General features: G+C 38.6%; 33 protein-coding genes. 32 read left to right on the forward strand and 1 reads right to left on the reverse strand.

Translation table 11 applies throughout. The annotated features are described in order from the left end of the window. Positions 1 to 356: 356 nt before the first annotated feature. Genes JOC59_RS05125 through JOC59_RS05140 form a run of 4 tightly spaced genes read left to right on the forward strand, consistent with a single transcriptional unit; the run spans position 357 to position 4156 of the window. Entirely contained in the window at positions 357 to 1460 is a 1104-nt protein-coding gene (locus JOC59_RS05125; RefSeq protein WP_205143728.1) for an ABC transporter ATP-binding protein, read from the forward strand. Continuing rightward, positions 1453 to 2259: an ABC transporter permease gene (locus JOC59_RS05130; protein WP_205143729.1), complete on the forward strand. Its 807-nt coding sequence runs from the start codon at positions 1453 to 1455 to the stop codon at positions 2257 to 2259. Before JOC59_RS05125 ends, JOC59_RS05130 begins: the two co-directional genes overlap by 8 nt. After that, a complete protein-coding gene (locus JOC59_RS05135) occupies positions 2259 to 3074 on the forward strand; it encodes an ABC transporter permease (RefSeq protein ID WP_205143730.1) in 816 nt (271 codons plus the stop codon). Before JOC59_RS05130 ends, JOC59_RS05135 begins: the two co-directional genes overlap by 1 nt. Beyond that, a complete protein-coding gene (locus JOC59_RS05140) occupies positions 3071 to 4156 on the forward strand; it encodes an ABC transporter substrate-binding protein (RefSeq protein ID WP_205143731.1) in 1086 nt (361 codons plus the stop codon). The genes JOC59_RS05135 and JOC59_RS05140 overlap by 4 nt, the downstream gene beginning before the upstream one ends. 108 nt (positions 4157 to 4264) lie before the next feature. On the opposite strand, the gene JOC59_RS05145 is transcribed toward JOC59_RS05140, so the two are convergent. Then, positions 4265 to 4822, reverse strand: a complete 558-nt coding sequence (locus JOC59_RS05145; RefSeq protein WP_205143732.1) for a cysteine hydrolase family protein — start codon at positions 4820 to 4822, stop codon at positions 4265 to 4267. Between the two features lie 285 nt (positions 4823 to 5107). Between JOC59_RS05145 and rpsJ the strand changes: the two genes are divergently transcribed. The 28 genes from rpsJ to JOC59_RS05285 all read left to right on the forward strand — a co-directional run bounded on the left by rpsJ (position 5108) and on the right by JOC59_RS05285 (position 18620). Continuing rightward, positions 5108 to 5416 (forward strand): 30S ribosomal protein S10, encoded by a 309-nt coding sequence (gene rpsJ, locus JOC59_RS05150; RefSeq protein ID WP_133363110.1) that lies wholly within the window; start codon positions 5108 to 5110, stop codon positions 5414 to 5416. 55 nt (positions 5417 to 5471) lie between these two features. Next, positions 5472 to 6098, forward strand: a complete 627-nt coding sequence (rplC, locus tag JOC59_RS05155) for a 50S ribosomal protein L3 (RefSeq protein ID WP_205143733.1) — start codon at positions 5472 to 5474, stop codon at positions 6096 to 6098. A gap of 22 nt (positions 6099 to 6120) precedes the next feature. Further along, positions 6121 to 6744 carry a 50S ribosomal protein L4 gene (gene rplD / locus JOC59_RS05160; protein ID WP_205143734.1) on the forward strand — a complete coding sequence of 208 codons (624 nt, stop codon included), beginning with the start codon at positions 6121 to 6123 and terminating at the stop codon, positions 6742 to 6744. Continuing rightward, entirely contained in the window at positions 6744 to 7031 is a 288-nt protein-coding gene (gene rplW, locus JOC59_RS05165; RefSeq protein WP_205143735.1) for a 50S ribosomal protein L23, read from the forward strand. Before rplD ends, rplW begins: the two co-directional genes overlap by 1 nt. A gap of 24 nt (positions 7032 to 7055) precedes the next feature. After that, positions 7056 to 7889: a 50S ribosomal protein L2 gene (gene rplB, locus JOC59_RS05170; RefSeq protein ID WP_205143736.1), complete on the forward strand. Its 834-nt coding sequence runs from the start codon at positions 7056 to 7058 to the stop codon at positions 7887 to 7889. Positions 7890 to 7948: 59 nt separating this feature from the next. Further along, entirely contained in the window at positions 7949 to 8230 is a 282-nt protein-coding gene (gene rpsS / locus JOC59_RS05175) for a 30S ribosomal protein S19 (protein ID WP_205143737.1), read from the forward strand. A 19-nt stretch (positions 8231 to 8249) separates the two neighbouring features. Next, the gene (rplV, locus tag JOC59_RS05180; RefSeq protein ID WP_205143738.1) at positions 8250 to 8597 is read left to right on the forward strand and encodes a 50S ribosomal protein L22; all 348 of its coding nucleotides are present in this window, start codon (positions 8250 to 8252) and stop codon (positions 8595 to 8597) included. A gap of 15 nt (positions 8598 to 8612) precedes the next feature. After that, positions 8613 to 9263 carry a 30S ribosomal protein S3 gene (rpsC, locus tag JOC59_RS05185; RefSeq protein ID WP_205143739.1) on the forward strand — a complete coding sequence of 217 codons (651 nt, stop codon included), beginning with the start codon at positions 8613 to 8615 and terminating at the stop codon, positions 9261 to 9263. A gap of 1 nt (position 9264) precedes the next feature. Then, on the forward strand, positions 9265 to 9684 hold the full coding sequence (gene rplP, locus JOC59_RS05190; RefSeq protein ID WP_205143740.1) for a 50S ribosomal protein L16: 420 nt from the start codon (positions 9265 to 9267) through the stop codon (positions 9682 to 9684). Position 9685: 1 nt separating this feature from the next. Further along, the gene (rpmC, locus tag JOC59_RS05195; RefSeq protein ID WP_205143741.1) at positions 9686 to 9880 is read left to right on the forward strand and encodes a 50S ribosomal protein L29; all 195 of its coding nucleotides are present in this window, start codon (positions 9686 to 9688) and stop codon (positions 9878 to 9880) included. Positions 9881 to 9905: 25 nt separating this feature from the next. After that, positions 9906 to 10172, forward strand: a complete 267-nt coding sequence (gene rpsQ, locus JOC59_RS05200) for a 30S ribosomal protein S17 (protein WP_205143742.1) — start codon at positions 9906 to 9908, stop codon at positions 10170 to 10172. 56 nt (positions 10173 to 10228) lie between these two features. Continuing rightward, positions 10229 to 10597 (forward strand): 50S ribosomal protein L14, encoded by a 369-nt coding sequence (rplN, locus tag JOC59_RS05205; protein WP_205143743.1) that lies wholly within the window; start codon positions 10229 to 10231, stop codon positions 10595 to 10597. A gap of 34 nt (positions 10598 to 10631) precedes the next feature. Beyond that, complete coding sequence (gene rplX, locus JOC59_RS05210) at positions 10632 to 10940, forward strand: 50S ribosomal protein L24 (RefSeq protein ID WP_205143788.1); 309 nt, start codon at positions 10632 to 10634, stop codon at positions 10938 to 10940. A 33-nt stretch (positions 10941 to 10973) separates the two neighbouring features. Beyond that, on the forward strand, positions 10974 to 11516 hold the full coding sequence (gene rplE / locus JOC59_RS05215) for a 50S ribosomal protein L5 (RefSeq protein WP_205143744.1): 543 nt from the start codon (positions 10974 to 10976) through the stop codon (positions 11514 to 11516). Between the two features lie 16 nt (positions 11517 to 11532). Continuing rightward, on the forward strand, positions 11533 to 11718 hold the full coding sequence (locus tag JOC59_RS05220) for a type Z 30S ribosomal protein S14 (RefSeq protein ID WP_205143745.1): 186 nt from the start codon (positions 11533 to 11535) through the stop codon (positions 11716 to 11718). A 51-nt stretch (positions 11719 to 11769) separates the two neighbouring features. Continuing rightward, positions 11770 to 12168, forward strand: coding sequence for a 30S ribosomal protein S8 (rpsH, locus tag JOC59_RS05225; RefSeq protein WP_205143746.1), 399 nt, complete (start codon positions 11770 to 11772; stop codon positions 12166 to 12168). Positions 12169 to 12201: 33 nt separating this feature from the next. Next, positions 12202 to 12738, forward strand: a complete 537-nt coding sequence (gene rplF / locus JOC59_RS05230) for a 50S ribosomal protein L6 (protein WP_205143747.1) — start codon at positions 12202 to 12204, stop codon at positions 12736 to 12738. A gap of 62 nt (positions 12739 to 12800) precedes the next feature. Further along, entirely contained in the window at positions 12801 to 13157 is a 357-nt protein-coding gene (gene rplR, locus JOC59_RS05235; protein WP_205143748.1) for a 50S ribosomal protein L18, read from the forward strand. A gap of 19 nt (positions 13158 to 13176) precedes the next feature. Next, entirely contained in the window at positions 13177 to 13680 is a 504-nt protein-coding gene (gene rpsE, locus JOC59_RS05240) for a 30S ribosomal protein S5 (protein ID WP_205143749.1), read from the forward strand. 16 nt (positions 13681 to 13696) lie between these two features. Further along, positions 13697 to 13882, forward strand: a complete 186-nt coding sequence (gene rpmD / locus JOC59_RS05245; protein WP_205143750.1) for a 50S ribosomal protein L30 — start codon at positions 13697 to 13699, stop codon at positions 13880 to 13882. Between the two features lie 54 nt (positions 13883 to 13936). Beyond that, complete coding sequence (gene rplO / locus JOC59_RS05250; RefSeq protein WP_205143751.1) at positions 13937 to 14371, forward strand: 50S ribosomal protein L15; 435 nt, start codon at positions 13937 to 13939, stop codon at positions 14369 to 14371. After that, positions 14371 to 15675: a preprotein translocase subunit SecY gene (gene secY, locus JOC59_RS05255; protein WP_205143752.1), complete on the forward strand. Its 1305-nt coding sequence runs from the start codon at positions 14371 to 14373 to the stop codon at positions 15673 to 15675. Before rplO ends, secY begins: the two co-directional genes overlap by 1 nt. Positions 15676 to 15678: 3 nt before the next feature. Continuing rightward, the gene (locus JOC59_RS05260) at positions 15679 to 16239 is read left to right on the forward strand and encodes an adenylate kinase (protein WP_205143753.1); all 561 of its coding nucleotides are present in this window, start codon (positions 15679 to 15681) and stop codon (positions 16237 to 16239) included. A 139-nt stretch (positions 16240 to 16378) separates the two neighbouring features. Next, positions 16379 to 16594: a translation initiation factor IF-1 gene (infA, locus tag JOC59_RS05265; protein ID WP_133363087.1), complete on the forward strand. Its 216-nt coding sequence runs from the start codon at positions 16379 to 16381 to the stop codon at positions 16592 to 16594. 29 nt (positions 16595 to 16623) lie between these two features. Continuing rightward, a complete protein-coding gene (gene rpmJ, locus JOC59_RS05270; protein WP_205143754.1) occupies positions 16624 to 16743 on the forward strand; it encodes a 50S ribosomal protein L36 in 120 nt (39 codons plus the stop codon). A gap of 54 nt (positions 16744 to 16797) precedes the next feature. Beyond that, on the forward strand, positions 16798 to 17163 hold the full coding sequence (gene rpsM / locus JOC59_RS05275) for a 30S ribosomal protein S13 (protein ID WP_205143755.1): 366 nt from the start codon (positions 16798 to 16800) through the stop codon (positions 17161 to 17163). A 31-nt stretch (positions 17164 to 17194) separates the two neighbouring features. Beyond that, a complete protein-coding gene (gene rpsK / locus JOC59_RS05280; RefSeq protein WP_205143756.1) occupies positions 17195 to 17581 on the forward strand; it encodes a 30S ribosomal protein S11 in 387 nt (128 codons plus the stop codon). Between the two features lie 94 nt (positions 17582 to 17675). Then, on the forward strand, positions 17676 to 18620 hold the full coding sequence (locus JOC59_RS05285; RefSeq protein ID WP_205143757.1) for a DNA-directed RNA polymerase subunit alpha: 945 nt from the start codon (positions 17676 to 17678) through the stop codon (positions 18618 to 18620). The last annotated feature ends 19 nt before the right edge of the window (positions 18621 to 18639 follow it).

Consider the following 18639-nt stretch of genomic DNA (forward strand, 5'->3'; position numbering starts at 1 on the left):
TCTTTTTTTACACCTTTTTTTACAAAATGCAAGAAAAAAAGATACCGATTAACATGACGACGTCATGTCTATCAGTACCAAAAAGTGTAGACCCATTAAATAAAGCTATTAAAAAAGTTCTAGGTAAAAACCTAGAACTTTTTTTGTGGTTGATAAGTGAGCTTATACATGTAGTTGAGTTTGGTCACCGACGACGCTAAGTATTTAAAACATACTTATTTTAATAAAATGTTTTTTGAATTAGTTTCTTAGCTACTTTTTTCTTTGCAATTATGAATGCTTTTTTATACAATATTCTTACTGTTCATGTTAGAACCCAAAATACTTTAACTATATATGAAAAGGAATGAAGCGGAATGAAGCAACCAATTATTGAGTTTAAAAATGTTGTTAAGAGTTACGGTGAAACGCAGGTCTTAAAAGGGGTTGATTTAGAAATTGAGGCTGGTAAATTTTATACGTTATTAGGCCCTTCAGGAAGTGGAAAGACCACAATTTTAAGATTAGTTGCCGGATTTTCAAGTGCAACTTCGGGAGATATATTATTTGAAGGAAAACGAATTAATGATGTGCCGGCCAATAAGCGGCGTGTTAATACTGTTTTTCAAAATTATGCGTTGTTTCCTAATATGAATGTATTTGAAAATGTGGCATTTGGAATGAATTTAAAAGGTACTAGTAAGGCGAAAATCAAGACTAAAGTAACGCAACTATTAGCAATGGTTCGGTTAGCTGGTTATGAAAATCGAAATATTGATGAATTATCAGGCGGTCAGCAACAACGAGTAGCGATTGCCCGCGCGTTGGCTAATGATCCAGAAATTTTATTACTTGATGAACCACTGTCAGCTTTGGATTACAAATTACGAAAAGAAATGCAATATGAATTACGTGAATTACAAAAGAATTTAGGAATTACATTTATTTTTGTGACGCACGATCAAGAAGAAGCGTTAGCGATGTCTGATTGGATCTTTGTAATGAATGAAGGCAAAATTTTGCAAAATGGGACACCAGTTGATATTTATGATGAACCAATTAATCGCTTTGTAGCGGAATTTATTGGTGAAAGTAATATTGTTAATGGAGTCATGCTAGAAGACTATCTAGTTTCGTTTGCGGGCAGTACATTTGAAAACGTTGATGCTGGTATGCGCCCTAATGAGCAAGTTGACGTTGTGTTACGGCCGGAAGATCTTGATTTAACAACACCAGAAAATGGCAAGTTAGTGGTTACGATTGATGCCCAATTATTTAGAGGCGATTACTATGAAATAAGTGCTCATGATGATAACGGAAACGAATGGCGAATTCAAGCGACTAATTCAGCACAAATTAATACACGGCAAGGATTGACGTTTGATCCAGAAGATATTCATATTATGCGCTTTAATGAATCAGAAGATGATTTTGATGCACGGCTGGATAATTATGAAGAGGTAGGTGAAATGGATGAATAAAAAATTATTTTATTTTATACCGTATACTTTGTGGTTAGTTTTATTTGTAGGTGCTCCAATTATCTTGATGTTATTACAATCATTTATGTCAATTGATGGGCAAGCAACATTAGCTAATTATCAAATATTTTTTGGTTCAGGCACCTACTTAAGAATGATGTTTAATTCGGTATGGTATGCCTTCTTAATAACGGTAATTACGCTAGTTATTAGTTTTCCAACAGCATTATTTTTGAACACATTACGCCATAAAGATTTATGGTTGTTACTAATTATTTTACCTACGTGGATTAATTTATTATTAAAAACATACGCCTTTATTGGTATTTTAGGTCATAATGGTTCAATTAACAGTTTTTTGCAGTTTATGGGTTTTGCCCCACAACAGTTATTATTTTCAAATGCAAGTTTCTTGCTTGTAGCAGCGTATATTGAAATACCATTCATGATTTTGCCGATTTTTAATGCGTTAGCTGAAATTGACAATTCATTAATTAATGCCAGTTATGATTTAGGTGCATCTAAGTGGCAGACGTTGCGGCATGTTATCTTACCCCTTTCAGCTGATGGAATAAGAGCCGGAATTCAAGCAGTGTTTATCCCATCATTATCATTATTTATGATTACACGTTTAATAGGTGGTAATCGAGTAATTACGTTAGGGACAGCGATTGAGGAACATTTTTTGGTTACACAAAACTGGGGGATGGGTTCGACGATTGGGGTAGTCTTGATTATTGCGATGATTATTACGATGTTCGTAACACGGGAACGTAAGAAAGGTGGAAATAAATATTAATGAATATTAATAAAACACGCTTTTGGCCAACCATCTACTTAATAGTAGTGTTTATCTTATTATATGCTCCAATATTTTATTTAATTTTTTATTCATTTAATGCAGGGAAGTATATGCATGATTTTGCGGGCTTTTCATTGCGACATTATCGGCAGTTATTTAATGATGCGCGGATGATGGAAATTGTTTTTAATACGTTTATTGTTGCATTATTATCATCGCTAATTGCTACAATAATTGGGACTTTGGGAGCGATTGGCATCTATGGTACAAAAAACAGAGTAATGCGCAATGTTATTTTGTCGTTAAATAATGTTTTAATGGTTTCACCGGATGTTATCATTGGTGCCAGCTTTTTGATCTTTTTTACCATGCTAGGAATTGGGTTAGGATTTGGGTCGGTTTTAATGAGTCATATTGCTTTTTCAATTCCAATCGTTGTCTTAATGGTTCTTCCCAAGTTGAATGAAATGAATTATTCGTTATTAGACGCAGCACAGGATTTAGGCGCTAATTCATGGCAAGTTTTAACAAGAGTGGTTTTGCCATACATTACTTCAGGTATTTTTGCGGGCTTTTTTATGGCGTTTACTTATTCGTTAGATGATTTTGCGGTCACTTTTTTTGTTACAGGCAATGGCTTTTCGACGTTATCCGTTGAAATTTATTCACGAGCGCGCCAAGGTGTTAGTTTGGAAATTAATGCGTTATCAACATTAATGTTTTTGATTTCGCTAATATTAGTAGTCGGTTATTTCATGATTGATAGTTATAATAGTGGACGTAAGGCTAAGAAAGGTAAGTTGAGTGCATGAAGAAATTAATTTATGCGGCGTTAGCAATCATATTGGCAACGAGTTTGCTTTGGGTAGGGTCAATACATTTTGAAAGGGCACAAAATGCGGAAACCGGTACTAATGGTAACAAAGTTTTAAATTTATATAATTGGGGAGACTATATTGATCCCGCACTTATTACAAAGTTTGAAAAGCAAACAGGTATTAAGGTTAATTATGAAACCTTTGATAGTAATGAAGCGATGGTTACTAAAATTAAGCAAGGCGGCACTAGTTATGATTTAACAGTACCATCAGATTATATGATTCAAAAAATGAAAAAAGAGAATTTGTTATTACCGATTCATAAAAGTAAGATAACTACGCTAAAATATATTGATAAAAGATTTTTGAATTTGGCATTTGATCGGCATAATAAATACTCAATCCCTTATTTTTGGGGGACGCTAGGAATTGTTTATAATGATAAATATGTTAAACGACATGAAATTAGTCAGTGGAATGATCTGTGGAATAGTAAATATCGCGACAAAATCATGTTGATTGATAGTGCGCGTGATATCTTGGGCTTATCACTAATATCACAGGGCAATTCATTAAATGATAAAAGTAGCGCTGACTTGCAAGCTGCTAAGGGGAAATTAGATGCATTAATGCCAAATGTTAAGGCAATTGTTGCAGATGAAATTAAAATGTATATGGTACAAGAAGAAGCACCGATTGCAGTAACTTATTCAGGTGAAGCAGCAGAAATGATTGCGCAAAATAAACATCTACATTATATAGTCCCAACTAAGGGGTCAAATGAATGGTTTGATAACCTAGTTATTCCAAAAACAGCGAAACATATTGCAGCCGCCTATCAGTTTATTAATTTTATCAACCAACCAGAAAACGCAAAGCAAAATGCTGAATATATCGGTTATGCGACACCAAATGCTAAGGCAAAGCAATTATTACCGAAATCGATTAGAACGGATCAACAGTTCTATCCATCAGCTAAGACGTTATCAAAATTACAAGTCTATCAAGATTTAGGGCAAAAGAAAACGCAAGAGTATAATGATCTATTTTTAGAATTTAAAATGACTAATCGTTAATTTAAAAAAGACATATATAATAGAAGAAATAGTAAAATAGCTAGGATGATTATTACGATGGTGACAATTATCCTAGCTATTTTATTTTACGATTAGTAAATTGAATACTTAATCTGAGTTAACAACATTGAAACCAAGTACAGTTTTAAAGTGGTTTAAGGCCCAAGCATGTCCAGCAGTATCAAATGAGGCTACACCGTTTTCGTAAATAGTTACCTTATAATTAAGATTGTAAGCATCAATTGCAGTATGTAAAACACAAATATCAGTTACCACACCAACTAAATGAATTTCAGTGATTTGGCGCTCACGTAAATAATTATCAAGATTAGTGTTGGTAAAACTACTGTAGCGGTTTTTAGCAAATTGCCAAACATGATTGCTAGTTTGATTGTTTTGAAACCACGGATCTAATTTACCAAAAAGCGTGCGACCCCACGTTTGTGGTAAATTATGGGCGGGGAATAATTTATTTTCTGGATTAAAAGTGTCATTTGGAGAATGTAAGTCAGTAGGCAAAATAACATAGTCATTGTTATTTAAAAATTTGTCAGCTAACGTAACAATGGTGTTTTCTAATGCAATTGCAGGTTCTTTTGCAGATAAGGCACCATTTAAGGCAACAAAGTCATTTGTATAATCGATAATTAATAAAGCTTTGGGCATATAAGGGTTCCTCCGAAATAATAAAGAATTACCAATATTATAACGATAAATAGCGTAAAAAAGAATAAAAAAATTAATTAAAATGCTTGAATTTGTGTGCTAGATAAGGTATTATATTTTAGTACGCCAATGGTATGCGTTATTGCATACTGTCATGTTGTATAATTTTAATCAGCTACGATGTGGAAGATTGCGACACACGCGGCCACGTTGCCATGGTTCAAACCTGTCGGTAACTCCCACGGAGCTAGTCTTATTAGAAAATAGACGAAGGAGGAAACAAAAATGGCAAACAAAAAGATTCGTATTCGCTTGAAAGCTTACGAACACCGGATTCTTGATCAATCTGCTGAAAAGATTGTGGAAACTGCAAAACGGACAGGTGCTGAAATTTCAGGACCAATTCCATTGCCAACAGAACGTACATTGTACACAGTGTTACGTTCACCACACAAACACAAGGATTCACGTGAACAATTCGAAATGCGTACTCACAAGCGTTTAATCGATATTGTTAACCCAACTGCTAAAACTGTTGATGCATTGACTAAGCTTGAATTACCAAGTGGTGTTGATATCGAAATTAAACTTTAATTTCAATAGATTTAGCTTTAAAAAATAATTTTAACAAAAAACATGGAGGTTAGTCATGACTACCAAAGGAATCTTAGGCCGTAAGGTCGGTATGACTCAGGTTTTCACTGAAAATGGCGAACTTATCCCTGTAACTGTTGTTGAAGCAACTTCAAACGTTGTTCTCCAAGTTAAAACTATGGAAAACGATGGCTATGAAGCAATTCAACTTGGTTACCAAGATAAGCGCGCTGTTCTTTCAAACAAACCTGAACAAGGTCACGTAGCGAAAGCAAACACGGCCCCTAAGCGCTTCATTCGTGAAATTCGCGGCGCAGAAGGGGAATTCAATGTTGGAGATGAAATCAAGGTTGATATCTTTGAAGCAGGCGAAGCAGTTGATGTAACTGGAATTACGAAGGGTCATGGTTACCAAGGTAACATTAAAAAGGATGGCCAATCTCGCGGTCCTATGGCTCACGGTTCTCGTTACCACCGTCGTCCTGGTTCACTTGGTGCCATTATCAACCGTGTGTTCAAGGGCAAGCTTTTACCAGGTCGGATGGGTAACAACAAACGAACTGTACAAAACTTGACAATTGTCCGCACTGATGTTGAAAACAACGTTATCTTAATCAAAGGTAATGTCCCAGGTGCTAACAAGTCACTAGTAACTATTAAAAGCTCAGTAAAGAGCAAGTAATTCAGAGAGGAGGAAATAGTTAATGACAAAAGTAGCTTTATTCAAGCAAGACGGTTCAAAAGCTGGTGAAGTTGAATTGAACGAAGCCGTATTCGGTATCGAACCAAACAACAACACTGTTGTCGATGCAGTTCTTATGCAACGTGCTTCACTCCGTCAAGGAACACACGCCGTCAAGAACCGTTCAGCGGTTCGTGGTGGTGGTAAGAAGCCATGGCGTCAAAAGGGTACTGGTCGTGCCCGCCAAGGTTCAATCCGTTCACCACAATGGCGTGGCGGTGGTATTGTCTTCGGACCTACCCCCCGTTCATACGCTTACAAATTGCCAAAGAAGGTTTACCGTTTGGCAATGAAGTCAGTCCTCTCTCAAAAGGTAATGGACGACAAATTGGTTGTTGTTGATGCTTTAAGCTTTGACACACCAAAGACACAAGCATTCAAAGCTGTTTTAAACAACTTGAATGTAAACGAAAAAACACTTGTAGTGCTTGACGATGAAAACGTAAACGCAGCTTTATCAGCTCGTAACCTTACTAACGTAACTGTTATGACTGCTAAAGGTGTTAACGTCTTGGACGTAGTTAACAACGATAAGTTGATCATCGTTCAATCAGCACTCACTCAAGTTGAGGAGGTGCTTGCATAATGGATGCACGCGACATCATTTTACGCCCAGTTATCACAGAAGCATCTATGGCTGGTTTAGATAACAAGCGTTATACGTTTGACGTTGACACTCGCGCCACTAAAACGCAAGTTAAGGCTGCTATCGAAGAAATCTTCGAAGTTAAAGTCGCTAAAATCAACGTAGCAAATGTTAAGGGTAAATTAAAGCGTCAAGGTCGTTTCTCAGGTTACACTAAGAAACGTAAGAAGGCTATCGTTACTCTTTCTGCAGATTCAAAAGAAATTCAATTATTCACTGAAGAATAAAATCTATTATAGGAGGAATCGATAGTGGCTATTATTAAGTACAAACCAACAACCAACGGTCGTCGTAACATGACCACTTCTGACTTTAGCGAAATTACAAAAACTAAACCAGAAAAAAGCTTGTTGGAATCACAATCAAAATCAGGTGGTCGTAATGCTTACGGTCATATGACTGTTCGTCACCGTGGTGGTGGACACAAACGTGCTTACCGTATCATTGACTTCAAACGTATTAAAGATGAAGTTAAAGCTACAGTTAAAGCAATTGAATATGATCCAAACCGTACTGCTAACATCGCTTTAGTTGTTTATGAAGATGGTGTTAAATCATACATCTTGGCCCCAAAAGGTCTTAAAGTTGGAATGACAATCGAATCAGGAGTTGATGCTGATATTAAGGTAGGTAATACTTTACCATTAGCTAACATTCCTGAAGGTACATTGGTACACAATATTGAATTAAAACCAGGTAAGGGTGGCCAATTGGCTCGTTCAGCTGGAACATCAGCTCAATTACTTGGTAAAGAAGGTAAATACGTACTTTTACGTCTTGCTTCAGGTGAAGTTAGAATGGTCCTTGCTACTAACCGTGCCACAATTGGTGAAGTTGGTAATGCAGAACATTCATTGATCAACTGGGGTAAAGCTGGTCGTAACCGTTGGAAGGGTCAACGTCCACACGTTCGTGGATCTGTAATGAACCCTAACGATCACCCACATGGTGGTGGTGAAGGTAAGGCGCCTGTTGGTCGTCCATCACCAATGTCTCCATGGGGTAAGAAAACTGCCGGTAAGAAGACTCGAAATGTTAAGGCTCGCTCAAGCAAGCTTATTGTTCGTGGTCGTAAAGGTAAATAATTAGCACATCATTGGCTAATTGTTAAATAAAAGTAAAAACCAGAAGAGGAGGACATACGATGGCTCGTAGTCTTAAAAAGGGACCATTCGCCGATGCTCATTTATTGAAGAAGATTGAAGCTCAAGTCGATTCTGAGAAAAAATCAGTAATCAAAACTTGGTCACGTCGTTCAACAATTTTCCCAAGCTTTATTGGATTTACCATCGCAGTATACGATGGTCGCAAGCACGTCCCAGTCTTTGTTCAAGAAGACATGGTTGGTCACAAATTAGGTGAATTTGTTCCAACTCGGACATTTAAAGGTCACGCCGGTGACGATAAAAAAACAGGTCGTAAGTAATTAAAGGAGGACAATCAACATGGCTGAACAAATCACATCAGCAAAGGCAACTGCCAAAACTGTACGTGTCGCAGCTCGTAAGGTCCGCCTAGTGCTCGACCTTGTTCGCGGCAAGAGTGTTGCGGAAGCATTTGCAATTTTGAAATTCTCACCACGTGGTGCATCAGAAGATGTCTACAAAGTGTTGAAATCAGCAGTTGCTAATGCAGAAAACAACTTCTCATTAGATCAAGAAGACTTATATGTATCAGAAGCATTCGCAAATGAAGGTGCTACTTTAAAACGGTTCCGTCCACGTGCGAAGGGTTCTGCATCACCAATTAACAAACGTACTAGCCACATCACAATCGTGGTATCAGAAAAGTAGGGAGGTATTAGCACAATGGGTCAAAAGATTAACCCAACCGGTTTCCGTGTCGGTGTTATCCGTGATTGGGATGCTAAGTGGTACGCAAATAACCAAGATTTTGCCAACTACTTACATGAAGATTTGCGGATTCGTAAGTTTATCGAACAAAAGCTCGCTGATGCTTCTGTCTCACGTATTGAAATTGAACGTGCTGCAAAGCGTGTAAACATTTCAATCCACACCGCCAAACCAGGAATGGTTATTGGTAAAGGTGGTTCAGAAGTTGAAACTCTACGTCAAGCTTTAAATAACTTGACTGGTAAGCGAGTACACATTAATATTGTTGAAATCAAGAAGCCAGATTTAGATGCCCACTTAGTTGGACAACAAATCGCTTCTGACTTGGAACGTCGGGTTGCTTTCCGTCGTGCAATGCGTGGTGCAATTCAACGTGCTATGCGTGCCGGCGCTAAGGGAATTAAGACACAAGTTGCAGGTCGTTTAAACGGTGCTGATATTGCTCGTATTGAACAATATACTGAAGGTACTGTGCCATTGCACACTTTACGTGCAGATATTGATTATTCATGGGATGAGGCTGCTACTACATATGGTAAGTTAGGTATCAAGACTTGGATTTACCGTGGTGAAGTTCTCCCTACTAAAAACAAAGGAGGGAAATAAGATGCTTGTACCAAAACGTGTAAAATTCCGTCGTGAACACCGTGGTCACATGCGTGGTGAAGCCAAGGGTGGTAAAACTGTCGCTTTTGGTGACTTCGGATTGCAAGCTACAACTTCAAGTTGGGTTACTAACCGTCAAATTGAAGCAGCTCGTATTGCCATGACTCGTTATATGAAGCGTGGTGGTAAGGTTTGGATCAAGATCTTCCCTCACAAATCATACACATCTAAGGGTGTTGGTGTCCGGATGGGTAACGGTAAAGGTGCTCCTGAAGGATGGGTTGCCCCAGTTAAGCGTGGTAAGGTTATGTTTGAAGTTGGCGGTGTTTCTGAAGAAATCGCTCGCGAAGCCTTACGTCTCGCTTCACACAAGTTGCCAGTTAAAACCAAAGTTTTAACCCGCGAAGTGGAGGGTGAATAGAATGAAAGTAAGTGAAATTAAAGATTTAACCGCTGCAGAATTGGTAGCAAAGGAAAAGAGTTATAAAGAAGAACTTTTTAACTTGCGTTTCCAATTGGCAACAGGCCAACTTGAAAACACTGCCCGTTTAGCTCAAGTTCGTAAGAACATTGCGCGTATTAAGACGGTCCTTCGTCAACAAGAATTGAACAAGTAGAATACGAAAAAGGAGGCCAAAAAACATGAGTGAAGATCGTAACGCACGTAAAGTTTATCAAGGACGCGTGGTTTCAGATAAAATGGATAAAACAATTACTGTTGCCATTGAAACATACAAAAACCACCCAATCTATGGTAAGCGCGTTAAGTACACTAAAAAGTACAAAGCTCACGATGAAAACAACCAAGCAAAGACTGGCGATATCGTAAAGATTATGGAAACTCGTCCATTGTCTGCCACTAAACGCTTCCGCTTAGTTGAAATTGTTGAAGAAGCTGTGATTATCTAAATATATATAATTTATATTTCGTATTCTAATCTTTGTATGGAAGGAGGACACAAGCTGTGATCCAACAAGAAAGTCGTTTACGAGTTGCTGATAACTCAGGTGCACGTGAAATTTTGACTATCAAGGTGCTTGGTGGTTCAGGTCGTAAGTTTGCCAATATTGGTGACATGATCGTTGCAACTGTTAAACAAGCTATTCCTGGTGGTACTGTAAAGAAGGGTGACGTTGTTAAAGCCGTTATTGTTCGTACAGTTTCAGGTGTACACCGTGCAGATGGCTCATACATCAAATTTGATGAAAATGCCGCTGTTATTGTAAAGGAAGACAAGAGCCCAGTAGGTACTCGTATCTTTGGACCTGTTGCCCGTGAATTGCGTGAAAATGACTACATGCGTATCGTTTCTCTCGCACCAGAAGTTCTATAAAAACCATCATTAAAAAAAGGAGGTGCGCTACAAAATGTTTGTTAAGACTGGTGATAAAGTTCGTATTATCGCAGGCAAGGACAAGGGTAAAGAAGGCGTGATTGTAAAGATCAATGCTGATGCAAACCGTGTTGTTGTTGAAGGTATCAACATCGTTAAAAAGCACCAAAAACCAAGCAATGCATACCCACAAGGCGGTATCATTGATGTTGAAGCACCAATTCATGTATCAAACGTAATGTTGCTTGACCCTTCTACTAACGAACCAACTCGTGTTGGCTTTAAGGAAGAAGATGGCAAGAAAGTACGTTTTGCAAAAAAATCTGGTAATGTACTAGATTAATAATAAATTTTTTGAAAGGAGGAAATCATTTTCATGGCTAATCGTTTAAAAGAAAAATATGTTAATGAAGTTCAACCTTCATTAATTGAAAAGTTTAACTATACTTCATCAATGCAAGCTCCTAAGATTGATAAAATCGTTCTTAACATGGGTGTCGGTGATGCAGTATCAAACTCTAAGAACTTGGATGAAGCTGTTGCTGAATTGGAATTGATCTCAGGTCAAAAACCATTAGTAACACGTGCTAAGAAATCAATTGCCGGCTTCCGTTTACGTGAAGGAATGGCTATTGGTGCTAAGGTTACACTACGTGGTGAACGTATGTATGACTTCTTAGACAAGTTAGTTTCAGTTTCACTTCCTCGTGTGCGTGACTTCCGTGGGGTATCAAACAAAGCGTTTGATGGCCGTGGTAACTATACACTTGGGGTACGTGAACAATTGATCTTCCCTGAAATTGATTTCGATAACGTTAATCGGGTACGCGGTTTAGATATCGTTATCGTTACTACAGCAAACACTGATGAAGAATCACGTGAAATGCTTGCTCAATTGGGAATGCCTTTCGCTAAGTAATTGAGGAGATAATAAAATGGCAAAGAAATCAATGGTAGCCAAGAACAAGCGTCCAGCTAAGTTTGCGGTTCAAGAATACACTCGTTGCGAACGTTGCGGACGTCCACACAGTGTTTACCGTAAATTCCGTTTATGCCGTATTTGCCTACGTGACTTAGCTCACAAGGGACAAATTCCTGGTATGAAAAAAGCTTCTTGGTAAAATTAAATTAATTAAAGAAAAGATTATTATATAGAAGGAGGGTAAACTTCGATGTCTATGACTGACCCAATCGCAGATTTTTTGACTCGTATTCGTAACGCCAACATGGTAAAACATGAAGTTGTTGAAGTACCTGCATCAAAGATCAAAAAGGACATTGCCGAAATCTTGAAAAATGAAGGTTTCGTTCGCGACGTTGAATACATTGAAGATGATAAACAAGGTATCATCCGTGTATTTCTTAAGTATGGTGCTGATAAGCAACGCGTTATCACTGGTTTAAAGCGTATTTCAAAACCAGGTTTACGCTCATACGTTAAATCAGATGCTGTTCCTAAAGTTTTAAATGGTTTAGGAATTGCAATCATTTCAACATCAGAAGGTGTTGTAACTGATAAAGATGCTCGTGCCAAGAAAATTGGTGGCGAAGTACTCGCTTACGTTTGGTAATATAAAAAATTTAAAAGAAGGAGGTACCTACTCGTGAGTCGTATTGGTAATAAGACTGTTGCAATCCCAGCAGGGGTTGAAGTTAAGCAAGATGGTTTTAATGTAACTGTTAAAGGACCAAAAGGTGAATTAAGCCGCTCTCTTAACGAAAACATTGCAATGAACGTTGAAGGTAGTGAAGTTTCATTCACTCGTCCATCAGATGATAGTCGGATGAAAGCTCTTCATGGTACTACTCGTGCAATTTTTGCTAACATGATTGAAGGTGTTAACGAAGGTTTCGCTAAGACTTTAAAACTAGTTGGGGTTGGTTACCGTGCCCAAATGCAAGGTACTAAACTCGTATTGAACGTGGGTTACTCACACCCAGTTGAATTCGAAACTCCAGCAGGATTAAAAATTGAAACTCCAGACACAACTACTGTGATTATTTCTGGTATTTCAAAGCAAAATGTCGGTGATTTAGCCGCTGAAATCCGCTCAGTTCGTGCACCTGAACCTTATAAAGGTAAAGGGATCCGTTATGTGGATGAATATGTTCGTCGTAAGGAAGGTAAGACTGGTAAGTAAGCTGTTTAGCTTGTCTTTACTCAGTATATCTTTCGCTAGATTATAGAAGAGGTTACTACAAAATGATATCAAAACCAGATAAGAACAAAACTCGCCAACGTCGCCACGGCCGCGTTCGCGCTAAAATCTCTGGTACTGCTGAACGCCCACGCTTGAACATTTACCGTTCTAACTCAAACATCTACGCGCAAGTAATTGATGACGTAGCGGGTGTGACGTTAGCAAGTGCCTCAACACTTGAAAAAGATGTTACCGGTACAACTAAGTCTGAAAAGGCTCAGTTTGTCGGTGAACAAGTTGCTAAGCGCGCAGTTGCAGCTGGAATTGAAGATGTTGTCTTTGATCGTGGTGGATACTTATACCATGGTCGTGTCCAAGTTTTAGCTGAAGCTGCCCGTGAAAACGGTCTTAAGTTCTAAGGAAAGGAGGAATAAAAAAATGGCATATATTGATCCAAAAACTCTTGGTGAACTCGAAGAAAACGTTGTTGCTATTAATCGTGTTACCAAAGTTGTTAAGGGTGGTCGTCGCCTTCGTTTCGCAGCACTTGTTGTTGTGGGTGATAAAGATGGACACGTTGGCTTTGGTACAGGTAAAGCGCAGGAAGTTCCTGAAGCGATCCGTAAAGCGATTGAAGATGCAAAGCGTAACTTGATGGAAGTTCCTACAGTTGCTACTACTATTCCTCACGAAGCATTAGGAATCTGGGGTGGTGGCCGCATTATGCTTAAACCAGCCGTTGAAGGTTCTGGGGTTGCTGCTGGTGGTGCCGTGCGTGCCGTTATGGAACTTGCCGGTGTTGCCGACGTTACTTCAAAATCTCTTGGTTCAAGCACTCCCGTAAACGTTGTTCGCGCAACTTTCGAAGCCTTGAAGTCACTTAAGAGAGCTGAAGAAGTAGCAGCTTCTCGTGGTGTTTCTTTGGAACACCTTGCTAAATAATTAGGAGGAAAGCGAAATGGCTAAAGATGTAAAAATCACTCTTGTTAAGAGTGCTGCTCACCGTTCTCCTAAACAACGTGCAATTGTTAAAGCACTCGGTTTAAACCGTATTAACAGTTCTGTTGTTAAGCCTAATAATGAAGCAACGCGTGGTGCTGTATTCTTAATTGCGCACTTAGTTTCTGTTGAAGAAGTTAAGTAATAAGAAAATAAAATTAATTGTAAATAACTAAAAATTTAAGGAGGTGCCTACCTAATGAAGTTGAACGAATTAAAACCTGCTGAAGGTTCACGTCAAACACGTAACCGTGTTGGTCGTGGTACTTCTTCTGGTAACGGTAAAACCGCTGGACGTGGTCAAAAGGGTCAAAAAGCTCGTGGCAAAGTTCGTGTAGGTTTTGAAGGGGGCCAAATGCCTCTATACCGTCGTATTCCTAAGCGCGGTTTTACTAACATTAACCGTAAAGAATACGCAATCGTTAACCTTGATGCTTTGAATAAGTTCGAAGACGGTGCAGAGGTAACACCTGCATTATTGGTTGAAGCTGGAATCGTAAAAAACGAAAAAGCTGGAATCAAAGTGCTAGGTAACGGCGAATTGACTAAGAAGTTGACTGTTAAAGCAAACAAGTTCTCTAGTTCAGCCGTTGTAGCTATTGAAGCTGCTGGTGGATCTGTAGAGGTACTCTAATGCTAACAACAATCATTAATGCCTTTAAAGTCAAAGACATCCGGAACAAGATGCTCTTCACACTAGGTATTTTGATTATTTACCGGATTGGTGCCTATATCACCGTTCCGGGTATCAATGCCCATGCGATGCAAAACGTTGCAAATTCGGGCTTGGTTAGCATGTTGAATATTTTCAGTGGTGGTGGCTTAACAAATTACTCATTGTTTGCAATGGGTGTTTCGCCTTATGTTACTGCACAAATCGTGGTTCAATTACTCCAAATGGACATTGTGCCACGCTTTGTGGAATGGTCAAAACAAGGTGAAGTTGGGCGCCGTAAACTCAATCAAGCAACACGATGGTTAACTATCGTGTTTGCGTTTTTCCAATCAATTGGTGTAACGGCTGGATTTAATACATTGAGCTCAATGGGACTTGTCTCAACACCAAATGTTCAAACGTATATTATGATTGCTGTTTTGTTAACTGCTGGTACAATGCTTGCTACTTGGCTTGGTGAAATGATTACTGAGCGAGGCCTTGGAAACGGCGTTTCAATGTTAATTTTTGCTGGGATTATTGCGCGCTTACCTTCTGGTGCATACCAGATTTATAAGGACGAAGTGTTGCAAACAACTAGTTCTGAAAGATGGCAAGGATGGCTATTTATTTTAGTTTTACTTGTTGCAGTGATTGTTGTGGTTATCTTTGTTACTTGGGTTCAACAAGCAATTCGTAAGATACCAATGCAATATACAAGACGTTCAACGGGATCAGGTGATTCAGCTTACTTGCCGTTGAAGGTTAATGTATCTGGTGTTATTCCCGTAATTTTTGCTTCATCATTCATTTCAACCCCACAAACTATTTTGATGTTGTTTCAAAGTAGTCATGGTAATGAAGCATGGTTTAAAACGTTACAAGACGTATTTAGTATGCAAACTGTCACAGGATCAATTCTTTATACGGCATTGATTATCTTATTTACATTCTTTTACGCATTTGTTCAAGTTAATCCTGAAAAACTTTCAGAAAACTTGCAAAAGCAAGGGGCATATATCGTTGGTATCTGGCCTGGTAAAGAAACGCAAAAATGGGTTTCAGGATTGTTAATCAGATTATCTGTGGTCGGTTCACTATTTCTAGGGTTTATTGCATTACTACCACTAGTTGCAACTAATGTTTGGAATTTAAATGAATCAATTGGATTAGGTGGTACTAGTTTATTAATCGTTGTGGGTGTTGCGATTGAATTGATTCGACAATTAGACGGTTTAATGATGAAACGGCAATACGTTGGTTTCATCAGAGAAGGAGAGTAAATCATGGCATTGAATTTAGTTCTTATGGGTTTACCTGGTGCAGGTAAAGGTACGCAAGCGGATAAGATTATTGAAGAATTTAAAATTCCTCATATCTCAACAGGTGATATCTTCCGTGAAGCAATGGCAAATGAAACTGAAATGGGAATCGCTGCAAAGCAATTCATCGATAAGGGTGAATTAGTTCCTGATGATGTGACAGTTGGGATTGTGAAAGACCGCCTTGCACAACCAGACACAAAAGATGGGTTCATGTTAGATGGTTTTCCACGAACGCTTGTCCAAGCACAAGCATTAGATAAAATGTTAGCGGAGTTAGATAAACCACTATCAGCAGTTATCAACTTTGATGTTGATGCTAAGTTGTTAGTTGATCGTTTACTTGCTCGTGGACGAGCTGATGATACACTTGAAACGATTAATAATCGGCTAGATGTTAATATTAAAATGAATACTCCGTTGATTGATTTTTATGCAAGTAAGAACTTACTACATACAGTCGATGGAGCACGTGATATTGAGGTAGTTTATCAGGATACACGTGAAATTTTAAAATCATTGTAATTTTGGCTCGCTCAAAATCTGGTTGTAAGGATATCATTTGTTGTCGTCGATAATTTATGATAAAATTGCTAAGGTTAAGCTTAAAAACTAGGTTATTATTAAATAATTTGATTAAGATCGACCAAAGGAGGATAAGTGCGTGGCCAGTGATGTAATTGAAATCGAAGGTGTCGTTAGAGAAACTTTGCCTAATGCCATGTTTAAAGTTGAACTTGAAAATGGGCATGTTATTCTAGCGCACGTTTCTGGTAAAATTCGGAAGAACTTCATTCGAATTTTACCTGGAGACAAGGTGACTGTTGAAATGTCACCATATGACCTCACCAAAGGTCGTATTACCTATCGCTTCAAATAATCAGTTAACCGAATAGGAGGAATAGATTAATGAAGGTACGTCCATCAGTTAAGCCAATGTGCGAACACTGCAAAGTGATCAAACGTAACGGCCGTGTTATGGTAATTTGCGCAGCAAACCCGAAACATAAACAACGTCAAGGTAAGTAATTATCTGACTATTAGTATATAAAGTATTGTAAACTTTTTTGGAGGTGAAAATTTATGGCCCGTATTGCAGGTATTGACTTGCCACGTGACAAGCGTATTGTTATTGGCTTGACTTACATTTACGGAATCGGTAACACAACTGCTAAGAAAATCTTGGCTGAAGCCAACGTTTCAGAAGAAGTTCGTGTACGCGATTTGACTGCAGATCAAGAAGATGCTATCCGTGCAGTTGTTGATAGTGTTAAGGTTGAAGGTGACTTACGTCGTGAAGTTGCATTAAACATTAAGAAGTTGCAAGAAATTGCATCTTACCGCGGTATTCGTCACCGCAAAGGTCTTCCAGTTCGTGGACAACACACTAAGAATAACGCCCGTACTCGGAAGGGACCAGCTAAAGCAATTGCTGGTAAGAAGAAGTAATTAATTTAAAAGATAAGGAGGATTAAATCTCATGGCAGGTCGTATTAACCGCAAACGTCGTGTTAAGAAGAATATTGAAGCCGGTGTTGCTCATATTCATGCTACATTTAACAACACGATTGTTATGATTACTGATGTTCAAGGGAATGCTGTTGCTTGGTCTTCAGCTGGTTCACTTGGATTTAAAGGTAGCCGTAAGTCAACACCTTTTGCTGCTCAAATGGCATCAGAAGCTGCTGCTAAAGGCGCAATGGAACACGGTATGAAAACTGTTGAAGTAACTGTTAAGGGACCTGGTTCAGGTCGTGAAGCAGCTATCCGTGCTCTTGCAGCTGCTGGTCTTGAAGTAACAGCAATTAAAGATGTTACACCAGTTCCTCACAATGGATCTCGTCCACCAAAGCGTCGTCGTGTCTAGTCGAGGAAGTTCTCATTTTGAGAATTAGCTCAATTCTCTCGAGAAATCGAATCAATTATACAGCGTACGCGTTTTGAAAGGGGTTACTAAAAGCATGATCGAATTTGAAAAGCCTAACATTTACAAGATTGAAGAAAATGACAAATATGGTAAATTTGTTGTTGAACCGCTCGAACGTGGTTACGGTACTACACTAGGTAACTCACTTCGACGTATCTTGTTGTCATCATTGCCTGGTGCTGCAGTCAACTCAGTTCAGATTGACGGTGTTTTGCATGAATTCACAACCGTTGAAGGTGTTGTGGAGGATGTTACGCAAATCATTCTTAATTTGAAGAAAGTTTCATTGCGGATCGATAGCGATGAAGACAAAACATTAGAAGTCAACGTGCAAGGACCAGCAACTATTACAGCTGCTGATATTCTTGGAGACGCTGATGTTTCTATTTTGAATCCAGATTTATATATTGCAACAGTTGCCGATGGTGCTAGTTTGCATATGACTCTGACTGCTAACCGTGGTCGTGGTTACTTGTCAGCCGATGACAGTAAAGCACTTCGCGATGATTTACCAATTGGTGTGTTAGCAATTGATTCAATTTATACCCCAATCGAACGAGTGAACTATCAAGTTGAAAACACTCGTGTTGGTCAACGTGATGACTATGATAAATTAACACTGGATGTTTGGACAGATGGTTCAATCACTCCTAGTGAAGCCATTAGCTTGGCAGCTAAAATCTTAACAGAACACTTAGCAATGTTTGTTGAAATGACAGATACAGCTAAGAATGCTGAGATTATGGTTGAAAAGGAAGAAACGCACAAAGAAAAAATGTTAGAAATGACGATTGAAGAACTTGATTTATCAGTTCGCTCATACAATTGTTTGAAACGTGCTGGAATCAACACGGTTCAAGAATTGACTGATAAATCTGATGCTGACATGATGAAGGTGCGCAACTTAGGTCGTAAATCATTAGAAGAAATTCAACACAAGCTTTCAGAATTAGGTTTAGGATTCCGGAAGGAAGACTAGTAAATTTAAGTAAAAGGAG

Origin of the sequence: Periweissella beninensis (assembly GCF_016908275.1) — a bacterium.
Classification (GTDB): domain Bacteria; phylum Bacillota; class Bacilli; order Lactobacillales; family Lactobacillaceae; genus Periweissella; species Periweissella beninensis.

Coding starts and splice junctions, on each gene's coding strand:
- JOC59_RS05125 (WP_205143728.1), top strand. CDS start 357: ATGAAGCAACCAATTATTGAGTTTAAAAATGTTGTTAAGAGTTACGGT.
- JOC59_RS05130 (WP_205143729.1), top strand. CDS start 1,453: ATGAATAAAAAATTATTTTATTTTATACCGTATACTTTGTGGTTAGTT.
- JOC59_RS05135 (WP_205143730.1), top strand. CDS start 2,259: ATGAATATTAATAAAACACGCTTTTGGCCAACCATCTACTTAATAGTA.
- JOC59_RS05140 (WP_205143731.1), top strand. CDS start 3,071: ATGAAGAAATTAATTTATGCGGCGTTAGCAATCATATTGGCAACGAGT.
- JOC59_RS05145 (WP_205143732.1), bottom strand. CDS start 4,822: ATGCCCAAAGCTTTATTAATTATCGATTATACAAATGACTTTGTTGCC.
- rpsJ (WP_133363110.1), top strand. CDS start 5,108: ATGGCAAACAAAAAGATTCGTATTCGCTTGAAAGCTTACGAACACCGG.
- rplC (WP_205143733.1), top strand. CDS start 5,472: ATGACTACCAAAGGAATCTTAGGCCGTAAGGTCGGTATGACTCAGGTT.
- rplD (WP_205143734.1), top strand. CDS start 6,121: ATGACAAAAGTAGCTTTATTCAAGCAAGACGGTTCAAAAGCTGGTGAA.
- rplW (WP_205143735.1), top strand. CDS start 6,744: ATGGATGCACGCGACATCATTTTACGCCCAGTTATCACAGAAGCATCT.
- rpsS (WP_205143737.1), top strand. CDS start 7,949: ATGGCTCGTAGTCTTAAAAAGGGACCATTCGCCGATGCTCATTTATTG.
- rplV (WP_205143738.1), top strand. CDS start 8,250: ATGGCTGAACAAATCACATCAGCAAAGGCAACTGCCAAAACTGTACGT.
- rpsC (WP_205143739.1), top strand. CDS start 8,613: ATGGGTCAAAAGATTAACCCAACCGGTTTCCGTGTCGGTGTTATCCGT.
- rplP (WP_205143740.1), top strand. CDS start 9,265: ATGCTTGTACCAAAACGTGTAAAATTCCGTCGTGAACACCGTGGTCAC.
- rpmC (WP_205143741.1), top strand. CDS start 9,686: ATGAAAGTAAGTGAAATTAAAGATTTAACCGCTGCAGAATTGGTAGCA.
- rpsQ (WP_205143742.1), top strand. CDS start 9,906: ATGAGTGAAGATCGTAACGCACGTAAAGTTTATCAAGGACGCGTGGTT.
- rplX (WP_205143788.1), top strand. CDS start 10,632: ATGTTTGTTAAGACTGGTGATAAAGTTCGTATTATCGCAGGCAAGGAC.
- rplE (WP_205143744.1), top strand. CDS start 10,974: ATGGCTAATCGTTTAAAAGAAAAATATGTTAATGAAGTTCAACCTTCA.
- JOC59_RS05220 (WP_205143745.1), top strand. CDS start 11,533: ATGGCAAAGAAATCAATGGTAGCCAAGAACAAGCGTCCAGCTAAGTTT.
- rpsH (WP_205143746.1), top strand. CDS start 11,770: ATGTCTATGACTGACCCAATCGCAGATTTTTTGACTCGTATTCGTAAC.
- rplR (WP_205143748.1), top strand. CDS start 12,801: ATGATATCAAAACCAGATAAGAACAAAACTCGCCAACGTCGCCACGGC.
- rpsE (WP_205143749.1), top strand. CDS start 13,177: ATGGCATATATTGATCCAAAAACTCTTGGTGAACTCGAAGAAAACGTT.
- rpmD (WP_205143750.1), top strand. CDS start 13,697: ATGGCTAAAGATGTAAAAATCACTCTTGTTAAGAGTGCTGCTCACCGT.
- rplO (WP_205143751.1), top strand. CDS start 13,937: ATGAAGTTGAACGAATTAAAACCTGCTGAAGGTTCACGTCAAACACGT.
- secY (WP_205143752.1), top strand. CDS start 14,371: ATGCTAACAACAATCATTAATGCCTTTAAAGTCAAAGACATCCGGAAC.
- JOC59_RS05260 (WP_205143753.1), top strand. CDS start 15,679: ATGGCATTGAATTTAGTTCTTATGGGTTTACCTGGTGCAGGTAAAGGT.
- rpmJ (WP_205143754.1), top strand. CDS start 16,624: ATGAAGGTACGTCCATCAGTTAAGCCAATGTGCGAACACTGCAAAGTG.
- rpsM (WP_205143755.1), top strand. CDS start 16,798: ATGGCCCGTATTGCAGGTATTGACTTGCCACGTGACAAGCGTATTGTT.
- rpsK (WP_205143756.1), top strand. CDS start 17,195: ATGGCAGGTCGTATTAACCGCAAACGTCGTGTTAAGAAGAATATTGAA.
- JOC59_RS05285 (WP_205143757.1), top strand. CDS start 17,676: ATGATCGAATTTGAAAAGCCTAACATTTACAAGATTGAAGAAAATGAC.